General features: G+C 64.3%; 15 protein-coding genes. 7 read left to right on the top strand and 8 right to left on the bottom strand.

Going from position 1 to position 16,229, the window contains the following annotated elements:
- The first annotated feature begins 174 nt into the window (after nucleotides 1-174).
- The 4 genes from AC1DQR_RS23890 to AC1DQR_RS23875 all read left to right on the top strand — a co-directional run bounded on the left by AC1DQR_RS23890 (nucleotide 175) and on the right by AC1DQR_RS23875 (nucleotide 4,535).
- The gene (locus tag AC1DQR_RS23890) at nucleotides 175-894 is read left to right on the top strand and encodes a GntR family transcriptional regulator (protein WP_477133907.1); all 720 of its coding nucleotides are present in this window, start codon (nucleotides 175-177) and stop codon (nucleotides 892-894) included.
- A 428-nt stretch (nucleotides 895-1,322) separates the two neighbouring features.
- On the top strand, nucleotides 1,323-2,540 hold the full coding sequence (locus tag AC1DQR_RS23885; RefSeq protein WP_416050631.1) for a CaiB/BaiF CoA transferase family protein: 1,218 nt from the start codon (nucleotides 1,323-1,325) through the stop codon (nucleotides 2,538-2,540).
- A gap of 61 nt (nucleotides 2,541-2,601) precedes the next feature.
- Nucleotides 2,602-3,432, top strand: a complete 831-nt coding sequence (locus tag AC1DQR_RS23880; RefSeq protein ID WP_477133906.1) for a GntR family transcriptional regulator — start codon at nucleotides 2,602-2,604, stop codon at nucleotides 3,430-3,432.
- A 107-nt stretch (nucleotides 3,433-3,539) separates the two neighbouring features.
- Nucleotides 3,540-4,535 carry a Bug family tripartite tricarboxylate transporter substrate binding protein gene (locus AC1DQR_RS23875; protein ID WP_477133905.1) on the top strand — a complete coding sequence of 332 codons (996 nt, stop codon included), beginning with the start codon at nucleotides 3,540-3,542 and terminating at the stop codon, nucleotides 4,533-4,535.
- Between the two features lie 157 nt (nucleotides 4,536-4,692).
- Here AC1DQR_RS23875 and AC1DQR_RS23870 read toward each other — a convergent pair whose 3' ends face one another.
- Nucleotides 4,693-5,154: a GNAT family N-acetyltransferase gene (locus AC1DQR_RS23870; RefSeq protein WP_253928830.1), complete on the bottom strand. Its 462-nt coding sequence runs from the start codon at nucleotides 5,152-5,154 to the stop codon at nucleotides 4,693-4,695.
- Between the two features lie 80 nt (nucleotides 5,155-5,234).
- Nucleotides 5,235-7,211 carry a sensor domain-containing diguanylate cyclase gene (locus tag AC1DQR_RS23865; RefSeq protein WP_416050627.1) on the bottom strand — a complete coding sequence of 659 codons (1,977 nt, stop codon included), beginning with the start codon at nucleotides 7,209-7,211 and terminating at the stop codon, nucleotides 5,235-5,237.
- Between the two features lie 285 nt (nucleotides 7,212-7,496).
- Between AC1DQR_RS23865 and AC1DQR_RS23860 the strand changes: the two genes are divergently transcribed.
- Nucleotides 7,497-7,958: a CopD family protein gene (locus tag AC1DQR_RS23860; protein ID WP_416050626.1), complete on the top strand. Its 462-nt coding sequence runs from the start codon at nucleotides 7,497-7,499 to the stop codon at nucleotides 7,956-7,958.
- 57 nt (nucleotides 7,959-8,015) lie between these two features.
- Here the strand turns inward: AC1DQR_RS23860 and AC1DQR_RS23855 are convergent, their stop codons facing one another.
- The 3 genes from AC1DQR_RS23855 to AC1DQR_RS23845 form a co-directional block, all read right to left on the bottom strand.
- Complete coding sequence (locus AC1DQR_RS23855; protein WP_416053297.1) at nucleotides 8,016-9,176, bottom strand: GGDEF domain-containing protein; 1,161 nt, start codon at nucleotides 9,174-9,176, stop codon at nucleotides 8,016-8,018.
- Nucleotides 9,177-9,315: 139 nt separating this feature from the next.
- Nucleotides 9,316-9,807 carry a DUF2269 family protein gene (locus tag AC1DQR_RS23850; protein WP_416050625.1) on the bottom strand — a complete coding sequence of 164 codons (492 nt, stop codon included), beginning with the start codon at nucleotides 9,805-9,807 and terminating at the stop codon, nucleotides 9,316-9,318.
- A complete protein-coding gene (locus AC1DQR_RS23845; RefSeq protein ID WP_416050624.1) occupies nucleotides 9,804-11,126 on the bottom strand; it encodes an NAD(P)H-binding protein in 1,323 nt (440 codons plus the stop codon). The genes AC1DQR_RS23850 and AC1DQR_RS23845 overlap by 4 nt, the downstream gene beginning before the upstream one ends.
- Before the next feature lie 473 nt (nucleotides 11,127-11,599).
- On the opposite strand from AC1DQR_RS23845, the gene AC1DQR_RS23840 reads away from it, so the two are divergent.
- Nucleotides 11,600-11,899, top strand: coding sequence for a hypothetical protein (locus tag AC1DQR_RS23840; protein WP_477133904.1), 300 nt, complete (start codon nucleotides 11,600-11,602; stop codon nucleotides 11,897-11,899).
- Nucleotides 11,900-11,978: 79 nt separating this feature from the next.
- Here AC1DQR_RS23840 and AC1DQR_RS23835 read toward each other — a convergent pair whose 3' ends face one another.
- Both AC1DQR_RS23835 and AC1DQR_RS23830 read right to left on the bottom strand, forming a co-directional pair.
- Complete coding sequence (locus tag AC1DQR_RS23835; RefSeq protein ID WP_416050622.1) at nucleotides 11,979-12,464, bottom strand: hypothetical protein; 486 nt, start codon at nucleotides 12,462-12,464, stop codon at nucleotides 11,979-11,981.
- A gap of 1,176 nt (nucleotides 12,465-13,640) precedes the next feature.
- Nucleotides 13,641-14,702, bottom strand: coding sequence for an acyltransferase family protein (locus tag AC1DQR_RS23830; protein ID WP_477133903.1), 1,062 nt, complete (start codon nucleotides 14,700-14,702; stop codon nucleotides 13,641-13,643).
- Nucleotides 14,703-15,343: 641 nt separating this feature from the next.
- Between AC1DQR_RS23830 and AC1DQR_RS23825 the strand changes: the two genes are divergently transcribed.
- On the top strand, nucleotides 15,344-15,679 hold the full coding sequence (locus tag AC1DQR_RS23825; RefSeq protein ID WP_477133902.1) for a hypothetical protein: 336 nt from the start codon (nucleotides 15,344-15,346) through the stop codon (nucleotides 15,677-15,679).
- Between the two features lie 40 nt (nucleotides 15,680-15,719).
- Here the strand turns inward: AC1DQR_RS23825 and AC1DQR_RS23820 are convergent, their stop codons facing one another.
- On the bottom strand, nucleotides 15,720-16,094 hold the full coding sequence (locus tag AC1DQR_RS23820) for a hypothetical protein (protein WP_477133901.1): 375 nt from the start codon (nucleotides 16,092-16,094) through the stop codon (nucleotides 15,720-15,722).
- Nucleotides 16,095-16,229: the final 135 nt, after the last annotated feature.

The following is a 16,229-nucleotide window of genomic DNA, read 5'->3' as shown; positions in this document are numbered from 1 at the left end:
CGGTGCCAGAACTGGGCGGTAGAGATACGACATCTGATATCGTCGGAAGGATTAAAGCACTAATATATTAGTGTGTCAAACCGTAAAGCTTTCCATTAAACTGCTGCCATGAGGCGCAATACAGCGTCTTTGTGCGTGATAAACCACGCCCGTGCAGTGAAACCAGAACGCCCGATGGAAGCCACTGAAGCCACTGAAGCCACCTTGTCCGCCCCGCAGATTCAATTCCAGTTCGACCGCACCCGGCATGCCGCGCCGCAGGTGTTCGAGCATATGCGGGACATGATCATCTCCATGACGCTGCCGCCCGGCACGGTGCTGTCGCGCACGGATCTCGCCGCGCAGTACGGCATCAGCCAGACGCCGGTGCGCGATGCCCTGATGCGCCTCGCCGAGGAAGGGCTGGTCGATATCTTCCCGCAGCACGCCACGGTGGTCAGCCCCATCAGCATCGCGCTGGCCCAGCAGGCGCATTTCCTGCGGCGCTCCGTGGAAGTGGAAATCGTGCGCACGCTGGCCAAGCAACCGGACCCCGCGCTGGTGGAGCGGCTGCGCCTGAGCGTGGCGCGGCAGCAGGCCATGCTGGCCGCCCAGGACTTCGCGGAGTTCTCCCTGTTCGACCAGGCCTTCCACCGCCAGATGTACGAAGCTGCCCGCGTGCCGGACCTGTGGATGCTGGTGCGCCGCCAGAGCGGCCACCTGGACCGCCTGCGCCGCCTGCACCTGCCGATCGCCGGCAAGGCCAACGCGGTAGTGGCGGATCACACTGCCATCATCGATGCGATCGCCAGCGGCGACCCCGACGCCGCCCAGGCCAGCCTGCGCCGGCATCTTTCCGGCACGCTCGCCAATCTCGAAGAGATCCGCGCTCGCTACGGAGATTTCCTGCAGTAGCAGCAAGCAGCAGCCGGTGCGCCGCGCGATACCCAGCAAAGGGCGGCGATCGACGCCCGTGGCTTCGACAACGGCATCCATGCCATGAATGTGCCACAAAATCTTCAAGTTGCTGAAACAATAGGCAGTCCGACCGGATTGGCGGCTGCAAGCCGGTTGGCGGGAAGCGAGGTGCCTGTTATCCACAGTATTTGTGGATAACACGACCCATAAAAACGGGTGTTTCTGCACAGACCGGCACAAATTGTCAAGCGGTTAGAGGGTTTTCTCGAATGGCTGGCGGCAGGGGCTGTTCGACCAGGTTCCCCGCACCCGGCGGCGTTCGGATCCTTCCTTGTCCCATCCGTTTTATTTTCCTATAGTCCCATTCATAGAACTATTCATAGAACTATTCATAGAACTATTCGAACGTGCGATGAGGGGAGACGATGGAGATGACGGCTGGCGCCCTGTCCGGGGTCAAGGTGGTGGACATCACAGCGGTATTCATGGGCCCCTCGGCCACGCAGATGCTGGGCGACCTCGGCGCCGACGTGATCAAGGTGGAGTCGCCCGAGGGCGATGTCACGCGCGGCATCGGGCCGTGCGGCGACGAGAAGATGGGGCCGCTCTACCTGGGCCTGAACCGCAACAAGCGCAGCGTTGTGCTGGACCTCAAATCGGAAGACGGGCGCGAGGCGTTGCTGCGGCTGGTGCAAGACGCCGACGTGCTGGCCTACAACGTCAGGCCGCAAGCCATGCAGCGCCTGGGGCTGGACTACGAGACCCTGTCCGCGCTGAACCCGCGCCTGGTCTATGTCGGCATGTTCGGCTTCTCGCAGCGCGGCCGCTACGCGCCGCAGGCCGCGTTCGACGACCTGATCCAGGCGGCCTGCGGCCTGCCCCAGGCGGTGGCCAAGGGCAGCGGCGATATCCCGCGCTATCTCCCGATCACCATTGCCGACCGCTCGGTAGGGCTCTACGCCTTTGGCGTGATCTGCGCCGCGCTGTACGCGCAAGCGCGCACCGGCAAGGGCCAGCGCGTGGACGTGCCGATGTTCGAGACCATGGTGCCCTATGTGCTGGGCGACCACCTTTACGGCGAGACCTTCGTGCCGCCGCGCGGCGGCTTTGGCTATCCGCGCCTGCTGTCGCCTGAGCGCCGGCCCTACCAGACGCGCGACGGCCATGTGTGCTGCCTGATCTATCACGACCATCACTGGCGCACCTTCCTCAAGGCCATCGGCAAGGCCGGCTTGTTCGACACCGATCCCCGCTTCGCCAGCATCACCACGCGCACCGCCCACATCACGGAGCTTTACGCGATGGTCAGCGACGAAATGGCCAAGCGCACCACGGACGAATGGCGCGCGCTGCTCAAAGAGGCCGATATCCCGGTGTTTCCCATGCACACGTTCGAAACGCTGCTCGATGATCCGCATCTGCGCGACATCGGCTTTTTTCGCGAGACCGACCACCCGGGCGTGGGCCGCATCCGCGAGATGGCGGTCCCGAGCGAATGGTCGGGCACGCCGCCCACCAGCCAGCGCCACGCCCCCGCGCTGGGCGAGCACAGCCGCGAGGTGCTGCGCGAGGTGGGCTATGACGACGCCGCCATCGACCGCATGATGGCCGCGGGCACCACGCGCGGATCGGCAAAGGCATGACGCAGAGACTACAGGCCATGCCCATGCCCACGCCCATGACGGTGCCGAGGAGCCTGCCGTGATGCGCAATGCAACACGCGCGGCCGACTCAGCAGCGGCCCCCGGCGGCGAGGCGCATGCGCTGCCAGGCGATGGCACGGGCGGCGTGGCGCGCTACCGGCAGCTAGCCAGCGTGCTGCGCCACCGGATCATCTCCGGCGAATGGCCGCTGGGGCACCAGCTGCCCACGGTGGAGCGCCTTGCGCAGACCTACGGCATCGCCCGCGTCACCGTCAGGCAGGCCTTTGCCGTGCTGGCCGAGGAGGGCCTGGTCAGCAGCCAGCGCGGGCGCGGCACGCACGTCACCGGCCAGCCGCCCGGGCCGAGCGAAGGCATGCGATCCGCGATCAACAACGAGCTGGTCGGCGGCAGCGAGCTGGAAATCCGCATCCTGGACAAACGCAGGGACGTCAGCCTGCCGCCGGGCTTGCCCACGCGCGGCGAGCCGCTGGGCCGCTACGTGCTGCTGCGCAAGCTGCACGTGCATGATGGCGAGCCGTTCTGCCTGATCGAGCTGTACGTGGCCGAGTCCGTCTTCAGCCAGTTCCCGCGCGGCAGTGAAAGGCACCGCAAGATCGCCCGCCTGCTGCGCGAGGCCGTGGGGGAGCGCCTTGGCATCATGCACCAGACCATGACGGTGGAACCCGCCGACTATGCGATGGCGCGCGCGCTGGCCTACGGCTTTGCCGCGCCCATCGCCAAGATCGTGCGCACCACGCTGGATATCGACGGCAAGGTGCTCACGGCGGGGTGTTTCTGGTATCGCGGGGACCACTTCATCCTCGACGTGGAATTGCCCGCCCACCTGGCCGATCGCTACCCGGCGCTCGCGGTACCCCATAGCCGCAATTGAGCGTTACCCCGAAAGAAACCCGGCAGATGCCGCAAAGGCACAAGCGGTAAAAAGACGTAATAAAAAAACGTAATAAAAAACGTAAAAGTGGCAAACGAGGAGACAACATGACGCACCCCTTCACCCGGCGCGCGATCGCCGGCTTGCTGCTGCCCGTCGTCGCGCTGGCAGCCATGCCTGCCAGCCTGGTGCGCGCCGCCGACACGGGCGACTACCCCGCCAAGCCGGTACGCGTGGTCGTGCCGTTCCCGGCGGGCAGCGGCACCGACAGCAGCGCGCGCTTCGTCGCCGAAGCCGTCACCGGCCAGACCAGCAAGTCCGTGGTGGTGGACAACCGGCCCGGCGCCAATGGCTTTATCGCAGCGCAGGCGGTTGCCACCGCGCCAGCCGATGGCTACACCATGCTGGTGACCACCAACACCACGCACGCCGCCAATGCATCGCTGTTCAAGAAGCTGCCCTATGACCCGGTCAAGGATTTCGCGCCGGTCTCGCTGATCGCCAAGAGCGGGCTGGTACTGGTGGTGCCGCCCGACAGCCCCGTGCACACCGTGGCCGAGCTGACCGCGCTGGCCAAGGCCACGCCCGGCAAGCTCACCTTCGCCAGCGGCAGCTCCTCCACCCGCATCGCCAGCGAGCTCTACAAGATGATGGCCGGCGTGCAAGCGCTCCACGTGCCCTACAAAGGCGTGCCAGTTGCGCTCACCGACCTGATGGGCCATCAGGTCGACTTCATGATCTCGGACATATCACCCGCCATGACCCTGATCCAGGGCGGCAAGCTGCGGGCCATCGCCGTCACCACGGCGCAGCGCCATCCCGTGCTGAAAGACGTGCCGACCATGGCGCAAAGCGGTTTGCCCGGCTACGAGATGGTGGCCTGGTCCGCGGCATTCTTCCCCGCCGCGACCCCCAGGCCCGTGGTGGAGCGCATGAACCAGATGGTGCGCAAGGGGCTGACCGACGCCAGGGCCGCCGAGTACTTCAGCCGCACCGGCGGCGAGCCCGCGCCATCCACCCCGGAAGAGCTCGCCGCCTTCGTGCGCAGCGAAACGCAGAAGTGGGCGAAGGTGATCAAGGCGGCGGGGATCGAGCCGGAGTGAAGGGCGGGCGCTCGCGCAGCGTGAAACGCCTCGCTCTTGCGCAGGCCCGCCCTCTCCCCCAACCCCACTTCCGCTGCGTGGGAGAGGGGAGCTACGGCAGCGCTGGATTCGGCCCGGCGATGCATCGACCCCCGCTGAGGTCCGATGCATCCAAGAACTAAACCGGCTTGCGATAAACCACGAACCCCGAGTTCTCCGCGACCTTGTCGTAGAGCTTCATCGCCGTCGTGTTGGTCTCGTGCGTTTGCCAGTAGACCCGCTTGGCGCCGGCGGTTTCGGCGCGCTGGTAGACCGCCTCGATCAACGCGCGGCCAACGCCCGTGCCGCGTGCCGCCTCTGACGTAAAGAGATCCTGCAGGTAGCAGCTCGGCCCGATCTGGATGGTGCTGCGATGAAACAGGTAATGCACCAGGCCAAGCAATTCGCCGGAGCGCTCTGCCACCAGCGCGTGCATGGGCTCGTAAGCGTCGAAGAAGCGCGACCACGTCATGCGGGTGATTTCAATCGGCAGTGCTGTCTCTGCCTTGCGTCCATAGAAGGCGTTGTAGCCATCCCATAGCACTTTCCATGCTTCGAAATCGCTTGGCTCGGCGGGGCGGATCAGGATCGGGTCGGTCACGGGGTCATCCTCAGGGTGAGCGTGCAGCTGTGTTGTTGTGTTGTTGCGTTGTTGTATTTTCGTATTGTCGCGTATTGATGCTAGGCGCGGTTGCTCGAAGCAGGCGGCGGCGTGTAGCGCGCCTTGCCGCTGCGCTTGGCTTCGTAGAGCGCCATGTCCGCACGCATGAAGAGTTCGTTCGCGGTCTGGCCGTCGTCCGGGTAATGGATGGCCATGCCCACGCTGGCTGTCGCCACGATGGTATGGCCTTCGATGAAATGCGCTCGCCGGGCTGCGTGCACGATGGCCTGGGCGACGCGCTCCAGCGTTGCGATGTTGAGTGCGTCGTCCAGCACGACGGCGAACTCGTCGCCGCCGATCCGGGCCACGGCGTCGCCAGTGCGCACGCAGGCCGAAAGGCGCTCGGCAAAGGAAGCCAGCAGCTGGTCGCCAACGGCGTGCCCAAACGTGTCGTTGACGGTCTTGAAATCGTCGACGTCCACCAGCAACAGGGCGGCGCTGGCGTGGTTCGCGCCAGCCCGGGCCATGGCATCGGCCATGCGCCGGTCGAACCCCTTGCGGTTAAGCAGGCCCGTGAGGTGGTCCGTGAGCGTCTGCGCTTCCAGGCTGCGCATCTTCTGGCGCTCGCTGGTCACGTTGCGCGCGAACATGTACAGGCCCTGGACCGTGTCCTTGCCGTCATTCCAGGCGGGCTGATACGTAATCTCCATGCACTCGGCATGATCCTTGCCTTCCAGGCTGAAGGTGACCGACGCGCCCAGGTAGGCCTGTTCCAGGTAAGGCTTCGATGCCACGTAGACGGAGGTGCCCCAAAGCTCGCGCATCGTCAGCCCGACAATCTGCTGCACCGGCAGGTTGAACCGCTGCGCGTAGGCCTCGTTGACAAAGACATAGCGCTCGCTCATGTCGAGGAACGAGACAAAGCCGGGCACATGGTTGGCAATGGCCTCGATGCGCTTCTCGCTCTCGGCGGCGCGATCCTTGGCGGCGCTCAGCGCCGCTTCCCGCTCGGAGAGCTGGTGCATGACCGCGCCAAAGGTGGTGGCCAGCTCACCAATCTCGTCATCGCGCCCGGTTGGCAGCGCAGCCAGGGCGGCAGGATTCTTGGGCACCTCGCTCACCACGCGATGCAGCAACTCCAGCGGCGCCAGCAGGCGCCGTATCACCAGCCACATCAGCAGCGCGGCCAGCAACAGCGACATGGCGGCGACCATGAGCGTCTTGTGCCGGGCCTCGAGCAGCGGGGCGTACGCTTCCTTGGCGGGGAGGACCGAAACCACCTCCCAGCCATTGGACTCGAGCAGGTAGCGCGCCACCACGGGCTGCGTCGGGGTGATGCTTTCCCACTCGGAGGGCGGCGCGCCAACGCCGCAGGCCTCGCCATGCGCCTTGGCCGGCGTCATCACCTTCGACGGATCGGGGTGCATGGCGTAGCGCGGGTTCGTGCCGGAGGAAACCAGGCAATAGCCGCCGGTCAGGCCAACCCGGCTGTGCGCCAGCTGGCCAAGGAAGTTGCTCTCGGTGAAATTCAATGCGCCGCCAACCACCCCCAGCAGCCTGCCGTCCGGGGCGCGCAGGGGCACGGCAAGCACCACGCCGGGCGAATCGCTCATCCGGCCCCGCAGCAGGTCCGACACGGCAAACTCCGAACCGTTGAGGATTGCGCGGAAGTAGTCGCGGTCCGACAGGTGGATGCGCTGCCCGATGGGTACGGCGGTGCTGAACACCATGTCGCCGTCAGGCAAGGCCAGGAACACGGCATTGAAGATCTGCGGCATGGACATCGCCTGGGTGGCGAAGCGCCGCAAATCGGCGGGCGGCTGCCCGAGCATGGGCGCCAGCTGCTGCCCCAGGCGGCGCAGGGCAATCGCCCGCGTCTCGAACTTCTCGTCGAGTTGTTCGGCAACCAGCTTGACCAGCGTTTCCTGCTGGGCCTGGCGCAGCGCAGCCAGGGTCTGGAACGCGTAGTACTGGGTAAACAGCGCGCGCGCCAGGATGATGAATGTCACCACGAGCGCCGTGGCTAAGGCGACCCGATACTTTAAAGAGTGCCGCATGAGTATCTTATTTTTGGTTTTGCGGACCAGCCTGACCACCGGCCTTTCCGTCCCGGCCGCCCATCCCCATCGCGGGCGACTGACCCGGTTGGTAGGTTAGCAGAAGCGGGGGAGCGCTCCGCTTATGCCGACGCCTTTGCTCTGGCATGTGTGTCTTATTCGTTGCTTGGGCCGGCACAAGTGGCGTTCGGGGGCTAGTAGAATGCGGCATTCCCCCAACAGTCCCCGCCGCGGTTCGCCGGCCGGGGCCTGCCCATCTCCGTCATCCGAAAAATCCAAAAAACCATGACCCTCGATCCCGTCCTCCGCTTCCTGCACATCGCTGGCGTCACGCTCTGGGTGGGCGGCATGTTTTTCGCCTATGTCTGCCTGCGCCCGCCGGCGGCCACCCTGCTGGAGCCGCCGCAGCGGCTGCGCTTGTGGCGTGCCGTGTTCGCGCGGTTCCTGGCCTGGGTCTGGGGCGCCGTCGCGCTGATCGCCATCAGCGGCGTGTCCATGCTCGGCGCGCTCGGGTTTGCCGCCGCGCCGGTCCACTGGCACATCATGTTCGGCCTTGGCCTGATCATGATCGGGATCTTTGCCTATGTGTTCTTCGGCCCCTACGGTACGCTGCGGCGCGGCGTCGATGCGCAGGACTGGAAGGCCGCAGGCGCCGCGCTGGGCCGCATCCGGCAGGCCGTCGGCCTGAACCTGGCGCTTGGCGCACTCACCATCGCGGTAGCCACACTCGGCCGGCTGCTCGCCTGATGGCCGCCCCGTAGTCTCCCCTCAGGCCCCTCAGGCCCCTCAGGCCCATCAGGCCCATCAGGCCGCTTGCATCACCGCCTCGACCCGGTTCCTGCCCGCGCTCTTGGCCCGGTACAGGGCAAGATCGGCGCGGCCGATGGCGTCGTCCAGGCGCGTCTCCGATTTTTCCACGCAGGCCACGCCGATACTGATGGTGAGATGCGTGACGCGCTCGCCAAAAAACCGGGACGACGTAGCCCGCAGGCGCTCCGCCAGCGCCAGCGCGCCCGCCATGCCGGTATGCGGCAGCAACACCAGGAATTCCTCGCCCCCGAAGCGCCCCGGGCAGGCGCCGGGCGGCAGCTCGCGCTTGAGCATGGACGAGAACTCCGTCAGCACCCGGTCGCCCTCGGCGTGCCCCATGCTGTCGTTGACGCGCTTGAAGTGGTCAAGGTCGATCAACAGCAAGGCCATCTCGCTACCGTCCTCGGCCATGCGCTCCAGCGCCTCCTGGCCGGCCGCATTCAAGGCGCGCCGATTCAGCAGCAGCGTCAGCGGGTCGGTCCTGGAGAGCACGTCGAGTTCCACGTGCAGGCGCCGCGTGATCACCAGCATGAAGGCGACCGACAAGGCCAGGTCCATGAGGGTGTTGGAACTCAGGTAGATGATCTGGATGACGTCCCCGGGGGCAAAAAAGGACTGCCTGGTCATCCCGGCAAACAGGCTGGTGACGAAACGCAGCTCCACCACCAGCGCCTGGACGATCATCAGGGTGCCAAAGAAGTAGGTGCTGAAATGGCGTTCGCCATAGCGCACGATCAGCACGCATTGCGCGACGTAGAAGATCCCGGCGACAAAGGTCACGATGGTCACCCGGGCCACATAGTTCGGCTGCCCAAGCGCATACCAGGCCAGCAGCAGCGTGCCCAGCACCGTCAGCGCGGCGGCGGACCGCCATGTTTGCGGCCGCCCGTAGAACGCTTGCACGGCGAGCATCCACAGGGCCATGGCGGCCAGCACCAGGCAGTTGGCCACCACAATGGAGAGCCAGTCCGGGGCGATATCGCGCAACCAGAACAGCAGCGGCGCAACAATCAGCAGCAGCGAGCCGCTGACCCAACGCCCAATCCCCTTGATCGACCGCGGGAAACTGTAATACGCCGACAACAGCACGACCGACATCAAGGCCGACATCACCGCTGACAGCAAGACTGTCGTTCTCAGGTCGATCTGGGGCATTGTCAGCACGCATCTCAATCCGTGGCGATTGGCCATCCTACCAAAGACGGATCGGCTAAGGTTGCCCGCCGGCTTGCGTGGCTTGCGTGGCTTGCGTGGCTTACGTGGCTTACGTGGCTTACGTGGCTTACGTGGCGGCCTAGGCCGGCTTGCTCACCATCAGCCAGTACACCACCAGCAACCCACCGAACGCCGGAAACCCCAGCGCCACCCAGATACGCTCATACAGCCAGTAGCGCGGCGCAAGCCCAGCGGCATCGGTCGCGCCGCCTGATGCCTGCCATGCCTGCGCAGCCTGCCCGGCCATATCGCGCATCCGCCATTGCAGCCACAGCACCGGCAGCCAGCAAGCCCCCGCCAGCGCATAGAGCGACAGCGAGATCCACAGCCAGGACGCCGAAGGCGGATACCCCGCCGCATGCATCATGTAAAGCCCGCTCAGCGGCTGAAAGACCACGGCCGGCGCGGTGATCCAGGTGTCCGCGCGCACCACCCAGCGGGTCACCACCGCCATGGCCTGCACGTTCTTGCTGCGGTTCACGAAGAACAGATAGAAGGCGGTGCCAAAGCCCGTGCCAAACATGAAGGTGGCGGACAAGATATGCAGCCACTTGACGGTCAGGTAGGTCATGCTTGCTCCTCGGTTGGTCCATATGCGGTGGCTTGCCGGCCGACGTTGGTGTCGATCCCGGCATGGGTATCGGTATCCAGCTGCAGGAAGAGGGCGAACCACGCCAGCATTGGCAGGTTCTTCAGCACCGGCCCGAAGGGATGCGCCCACCACGCCGGCGCCAGCCAGGTGATCAGCGCGGTATAGCCAAGCACCAGCGCCATCTGCATGGCCCACACCGCGCGGGTGGGGCGCCACAGCACCAGCACGCCAAGTGCCAGGTCCAGCCCCGCGCCCAGCCACACCAGCGGCGCGCGCCAGGCCGGCGGCAGCCCCGCCTCGCGCAGCAAGGCCGTGCCCGCGGCAAGGTCCGCGAAACAGACCAAGGCGGTGGCCAGCCAGACCGCGGCAATGGCCAGCCGGGCAGCCAGCAGGGTCCAGAACAGCAAGGCAGGCAGCCGCTCGGCAGCGGTGGCAAAGGCAGCCGGCGGCCGCAAGCGCCGCACAGCCAAGGTGGCCGCGGCATGCGGGCTGGCGCTGTTGTCGGTGCGCAGCATGGCCAGGCTGTCGCCATTGGCCAGGCTGCCCGGCAGCCTCGCCAGGCATTGCGCCCCAAGGCCGGCCACCCAGCCCGGCACACGCAGCACCCGCGCTGTGCGCAGCCCCATGCCGCCTCTAAGGGCGCCAAGCCAGTCGCCAAACCGCAGCCGGACCGGCCCAACCGCCGCCACCGTGCGCCGGCCCGCGCAGTCAGTGCGCACTACCCGCAGCAGCAGCGCAACCAGGTCGTCGATATGGATCGGCTGCACATGCCCCGCATCCGCCGGCACCGGCAGCAAGGGCAACGCCGCCCAGCGCCGGAACAATGTTGCACTGCGGCCGGACGGCGCATACACCAGCGACGGCTGCACAATCACCCAGTCCAGCGCGCTAGCGCGCAAGGCATCGTCCGCCATGCCCTTGCTGCGCCAGTAGGCGGTAGCGCCATCCGCCGCCGCACCCAGCGCGGATAGCTGGACCACGCGCCGCACGCCAGCCCGCTCGCAGGCCCGCATCAGGGCAAGCGGCATATCCACGTGCAATGCCTGGAAATGCTGCGGCCCGGTTTCACGAAAGATGCCCACCGTGTTGACGACAGCATCGGCACCGCGCAAGGCCGCCAGCCAATGCGCCGGCGTGGTCCAGGTGGACAAGTCCGCCGCAACGCGGTGAAGCCGTGGGTGACGGGGCAGCGCATCGAGCCGGCGCGCCAGCGCCACCACGTGATGCCCCTCGGCCAGCAAACGGGCCACCAGCGCCGATCCCACCAGCCCGCTCGCCCCGGTCACCAAGATCTTCATCGCGTCACCTGTTCGTTCTGTAATTTCTGTGTAGACAGAAATTACAGAACGAGAGACGGGAAGTCAAGCGCTGCTGCTCAAGGGGATGGCGTGGCCCTGCGCGACGTTTCGCTCCGGGTTCTGGTCGGGGTATACTCTCCGGGTCGCTGCAACAACAGTGATCGGGAATAGCAGCCCGAAGTACGTAGACGGACGGCCGCCGCTAGGCGGGATTTTCACGTCCGGTGCCTTCGCACGCCTCTATGGGCGGGCCTGGGTTGGGGAGCCTTCGGGCTCGCCGGCACCTACGTTCCGGTCTGCTACCCGGCCTTGCGCCCGCCCACCCCGAATAGCAGCGGGGAGCGGAGTTCGATTCGCTACCGTAGGAGGCACTCTCATGCCCCAGTCTTCACTCGCCCATTCCGGGCAACGCTTGACCCACCTTAGTCCACTCGTCCACACACTCCGGAACGCCACCGCGACGGAGGCTGCCCATGTTTAGGCACAGCCGCTACGGCGTCACTGCCGAACATTCCGGCGCGGACATGTTCGTGACCGCCCATACCCCATGCGAAAGCCCGCAGAGCCTCGCTGGCGAAAAAGCAGCACAACTCTACGCGCTACTCTTCATGACCCGCGACAGCGCGGCCACCGGCACATTCGGCGATCTGGTCGCAGACATCCAGGGCCCTCTGCTCTCGCTGGCGACCGGACTGGCGCAAGAAATACTGGTGCTGAGCGAACTCGCGGCGGAGCATGGGGAGCATGGGGAGGACGGGCGCGGCGACGCATAGCGGCGGGTCGGTCGTCCGCTGCTTGCATTGATAAATTGATAAGGGGCGGCCTGGCCGCCCCGTCTGTGCGCGCCGTCGCTCAGCCCGCTTGAGATTCCTTGGCCGGCCGGCGAGCATCCCGGCGCTTGAGCGTATCGCTGGCCACGGATTCCGACAGGAACTGCCACAAGGTGCGAACCCGGATCACCCCATCCCCGGGGCCATCATGGGTCAGGCGCCTCGCCACCTCCTCCAGCTTGCCAAACATCTCCTGGCGAAGCTGCCCGCGCAGCACCGCAACCTGCTCGGCCGGCACCACCACCTCGTCGCGGTTACCGAACCAGCGGCGCTCCCCAAGGAGCAGCAGCGCGGCCACCACCGCCGCGCCAATCCCCACGTTCTCAAAACCGTCGAGATGGAAGCTACTCGCTGCGAAGCACAGCACGGCCACCGCCGCCATCGCGATAAAGGCAGTGCGAAGCAGAACAAATGCGCGAGGATGCGAGATGTTCCGCGCCAGATCCCGGACAGCAGTGATTTCACCCTGCTCCAGGACGTTGAGGACGTTGGTGGTCGAAACTTTCATGATTTTATTGTCTTGTCTCGTTGTTACGGCCGCGCAGGCTAGACCACGCTGCAAAGTCGCGCTCCCGCGCGGCACTCGCAGGACCCTGTCACCCGCGGAGAACCGGCAGTGTATACGCATGCAGCCAGAGGCGCTTTCCGTGCTGTGTCCGGCTGGACAGGCCGTAGCCAAGGAGATCGAGCCAGATTAATTCGATGGTAGCGCCCGAGCATAGGCCGTCAATTCACCGTTTGCCCTAGCCCGTCATCCTTTCGGGCTAGGTTCTAGTGTACAGGGCCCGTGTACCTGCTCAGCCCGGGTTGCCCGTTCCAGTTCACTTCGAAGCACCGAAAACGGGGGGACTTTCTTACCGTCGAGGGCATGAACGCCGTCCACGTTGCTCTCCTGCAGCGTATCGACCTTCGCGGCCTTCGCGGCCTTCGCGGCCTTCGCGGCGGCGGCTGCTTCTGCTGCTTCATTTGCTACCTTGGCTTCCGCCCCTTTATCGGGACCTGCCGTATCGCCGGCTGGCGCTAGATCCCCCAATTCAGCGGCTCGAAAGCCTTGAGCATCTGCTCAAGGCCTGCGTTCAGATCGATTTCCATTCCGCTCCACGTATTGCGTTGGCTGCGAGGTTCGTCCTTGCACGGTTCGCCTATACGGGCAGCACGGCTACTGTGTTGGGTTCATGTGGATGCTAGGGGGGGGCGAGGAGCAATTCGAGCTCGGCTCGCGGACATGAAAATGCCACCCGAAGATGGCTTGGCTCCTAAACTTGAGAGAGGCTAGCTCGTCGCGGCATCCGGAATCAAATTGGAGGTGCCGGACATATACTTTGCTGCGACGCAGCGATCGCCAGCTCATGCAAGCACGGACCGGTGCTGGGTACGCCCCGACCAACACAACATCGTCTTGACGGCATAATGATGACCAACCTACTTGGCTTGCTCGTGTTCGAGGCAATCTGGTTTTCCCCATTCTATCGAGCGTTTAGAGCCGCGTAGTTCCATCCGGCCTATGCCATTATTACCCTGATCCCCATCGCAGGGCATCTGGCTACTTGCGATGCGGCCATGGCCCTTGAAGAACAGATTGATTCGTCTTCCTTGACATCAGCAAGAATGCCCCGTGATGTGGGTATTAGAAAGCTACCCGGAAGTGGCGGTGGTCATATTGGCGGCAGGAAAGTCGGCGAGACTAATTTGCTTCCCGTGGGCGGCTGCTTGGCCCCCATGCGGCATACGCACGCATTACAGCGGGCTGAAACACCAACTCGAGAATGTAGGCACAGGTCAGAGCACAGAGAATCGTGATGAAAATCTCTGCAATCCGTGGCAGACCAAGCTCGTGCACCAAGATAATTACGGGCTGGTGAGACACATAGAGTCCATAGGAAATCGGCGCAAGCCGGCTAAAAGTGCTCACGAACTGCTTTGGAATACCGCCAAACCGCCGAATGAAAACAACCGCGAATACCAGGATTACTCCCGTAGCGAAATGGCGAATCTGTAGGACCGGCTCCGCACCTGTCGATAACGGACTACCTGCGGCCACAAATCGAATTGCGAGGAATGCCCACAAAGCCGCCCCCAAAAGCATAAGGCCTATGGAGAAGCGCTGCCCCGAAAGCGATATCGAACTTGTGCCTATATACTCCCTCGCGAGTTCCAAGCCTGCCCACCAGAGGCAGAAATACGAGGCGAATAGGAACGGCTGGGCTGGAAATGCGATATAGGCCAACGTCCCCAAAACTACAAGCGCCGCAACTGCGATCCGCTTTGAGTTGTGTCGACTGAGGCCTCTGCCGAAGAATAGCGCAGTGAATGCAACGTAGAACCACCACTCGTATGAGAGCGACCATAGCGGAGTATTTGTGCATAGCGGGGCGACCCACGTCCCACTCTTAAGGCGCCCAACATCCTGCAGCATCAGAAGATTTCCAACCAGCCCCTGAACAGTCAGGCACGAAATATCGCCCTTTGCCGCGTTCGCGAGGACAGCCAGGCCGAGAGCGGCAATGAAGATCGGATAGATGCGTAGCGCCCGCCTCCACATGAACTCTCCAGCCGTCTGCCCTCCCTTCGATTTTGCATAAGAGAGGTAGATCACGAAGCCGGAAACGAGAAAGAACATGATGACCGCCTCCTGCCCGAACCGCAGCAATGGCTGGAACCTAGTACCTGCCAGGGGGTCAAGGTGGTGCAATACCACATAGAGAGCGGCGAAACCACGGGCCGCCTCAAGGTTTTCCAGTTTCATCGTGGGTGCTCCTCGGAGCAAAATCGGAACCTCAGCCTGTTTAACCGACCATAAGCCCTGCCACCACCCCTCCAAGGGAGTGATCAAATCTCCTGTATGTGCTCTGGCCACGAGGACACCTCCCGTCCGACGACCCACGAATAGTCTGCATGGGGTACCGCTTGCGGGTCACGGCCACTTCGCACGTGGTTCTCCATGAATGCCCGGTACAAACGCCATTTCACGGCAGTGGCCTGCATCCCGATTGGCGCTTGCCAGAACCCAACATCCAGCAGGCGTCGAGTTGATGCGGCTACATCTTTGCGAACTTGCCCGCGAGCTGAGCATGGGGCATGCTTACCAGCACATCTTTTTCGCTATGTGCAGGCGGATCGCCTGCCCGGGAGGTCGCTGAGGGAGTTGGGCGTGGGCTTCGTGGCCGTCTTGCTGGCCAGTCCCTGGGCTTCCTGCGTCGACTGTTCCGGCGTCTTCCGTGAAGCGACAGGCGTCGCACTTGGGATCTCTATTGCACCGTGCCTCGACTCGACGAGCCTGTCCAGATCGGCTAAGCGTTCAGCGAGGCGATTTTCGGCCCACTTCGGATCGGCGCGCAGGACAGCGTCGAAGCGCCGGGCCGTGGCAAATTGATCCGGGATAGTGGCTTGGATATGCGCCAGCTTTGGTGTCATGTCGATTGCATCGTGGACCACTTCGGCTTCGGTGCACTGGCGCTCGGCTTGTTGCTCATGCCGTTCCTCATCCACCTGCTGTTGCTATTCCTTCAGGGCTTTGATGGTTGCTTGCTGCGCCGGGTACACCTCGTACTGGGTTGGGAAGTCTTCCTTGATGGCCTCCAACTCTCGGGGCGTCATTGCTACCGCTTCGGCCGCTGCCTCGATTTTGCGGGCGCTCTCACCACGTTTCGCCCCTTGATGCGCTGCAGCCAGCCGCGCTTCCAGCGCGGCGATCTTGTCGGATGCTTCCTTGGCTATGCCTGACACCGGGGTCAGGAGCGGGAAGATAGTATGAGGATGTCAGTCAGAACGTTACGCCAGGGACTCTCGGAACCTGGCGCGTCTTGATATTGAAATGCGGCTCGCCGTAGGCCTCCAGCAAGCGAATGATCTCCCGGGCAGAATCCGCGCGCGTCGTGCGGATCTCGCTAAGCCGCCGGGGTGCGGTCGCGCCACTCACTATATAGTGCCGCCGCACCGTCAGCACCGACTCGCTGGGCGCCGGCATCAAGACGGGGTGCGCATCCTCCTCCTTGTAGCTGCCATATACCCAGCCCGACGGCGTCAGATGCGCCTCGATCCACGCCTCGCTCGACGCAAACACCGCCGCATCGGCCGCCAGGTTTTTTTCGATTGAATCCAGCATCTGCTTCTGCCCTTCAAGGTGGCGTTGTTGCATAAATCCGGCTGTGCTAGCTGACGTTTACGCGCAACAGCCAGGGTGGCACGTCTGTTAACTTTCCGGGGACTTGCGTAGATTCTCGACTTTTTCCCGAGAAGATGCGCAAGGACGAACACGAGCGAAGCGAGCCGA

The sequence above is a fragment of the Cupriavidus sp. 05L411 genome (assembly GCF_056398045.1).
Note: the sequence above shows the minus strand (reverse complement) of the source record. Positions and strands in the feature narration are given on the sequence as shown.

Bases quoted from the DNA above. Each gene is read 5' to 3' on its own strand.
- AC1DQR_RS23890 (WP_477133907.1), top strand. From the start codon at position 175: ATGGAAGCCACTGAAGCCACTGAAGCCACCTTGTCCGCCCCGCAGATT.
- AC1DQR_RS23885 (WP_416050631.1), top strand. From the start codon at position 1,323: ATGGAGATGACGGCTGGCGCCCTGTCCGGGGTCAAGGTGGTGGACATC.
- AC1DQR_RS23880 (WP_477133906.1), top strand. From the start codon at position 2,602: ATGCGCAATGCAACACGCGCGGCCGACTCAGCAGCGGCCCCCGGCGGC.
- AC1DQR_RS23875 (WP_477133905.1), top strand. From the start codon at position 3,540: ATGACGCACCCCTTCACCCGGCGCGCGATCGCCGGCTTGCTGCTGCCC.
- AC1DQR_RS23865 (WP_416050627.1), bottom strand. From the start codon at position 7,211: ATGCGGCACTCTTTAAAGTATCGGGTCGCCTTAGCCACGGCGCTCGTG.
- AC1DQR_RS23860 (WP_416050626.1), top strand. From the start codon at position 7,497: ATGACCCTCGATCCCGTCCTCCGCTTCCTGCACATCGCTGGCGTCACG.
- AC1DQR_RS23855 (WP_416053297.1), bottom strand. From the start codon at position 9,176: ATGCCCCAGATCGACCTGAGAACGACAGTCTTGCTGTCAGCGGTGATG.
- AC1DQR_RS23850 (WP_416050625.1), bottom strand. From the start codon at position 9,807: ATGACCTACCTGACCGTCAAGTGGCTGCATATCTTGTCCGCCACCTTC.
- AC1DQR_RS23845 (WP_416050624.1), bottom strand. From the start codon at position 11,126: ATGAAGATCTTGGTGACCGGGGCGAGCGGGCTGGTGGGATCGGCGCTG.
- AC1DQR_RS23840 (WP_477133904.1), top strand. From the start codon at position 11,600: ATGTTTAGGCACAGCCGCTACGGCGTCACTGCCGAACATTCCGGCGCG.
- AC1DQR_RS23835 (WP_416050622.1), bottom strand. From the start codon at position 12,464: ATGAAAGTTTCGACCACCAACGTCCTCAACGTCCTGGAGCAGGGTGAA.
- AC1DQR_RS23830 (WP_477133903.1), bottom strand. From the start codon at position 14,702: ATGAAACTGGAAAACCTTGAGGCGGCCCGTGGTTTCGCCGCTCTCTAT.
- AC1DQR_RS23820 (WP_477133901.1), bottom strand. From the start codon at position 16,094: ATGCAACAACGCCACCTTGAAGGGCAGAAGCAGATGCTGGATTCAATC.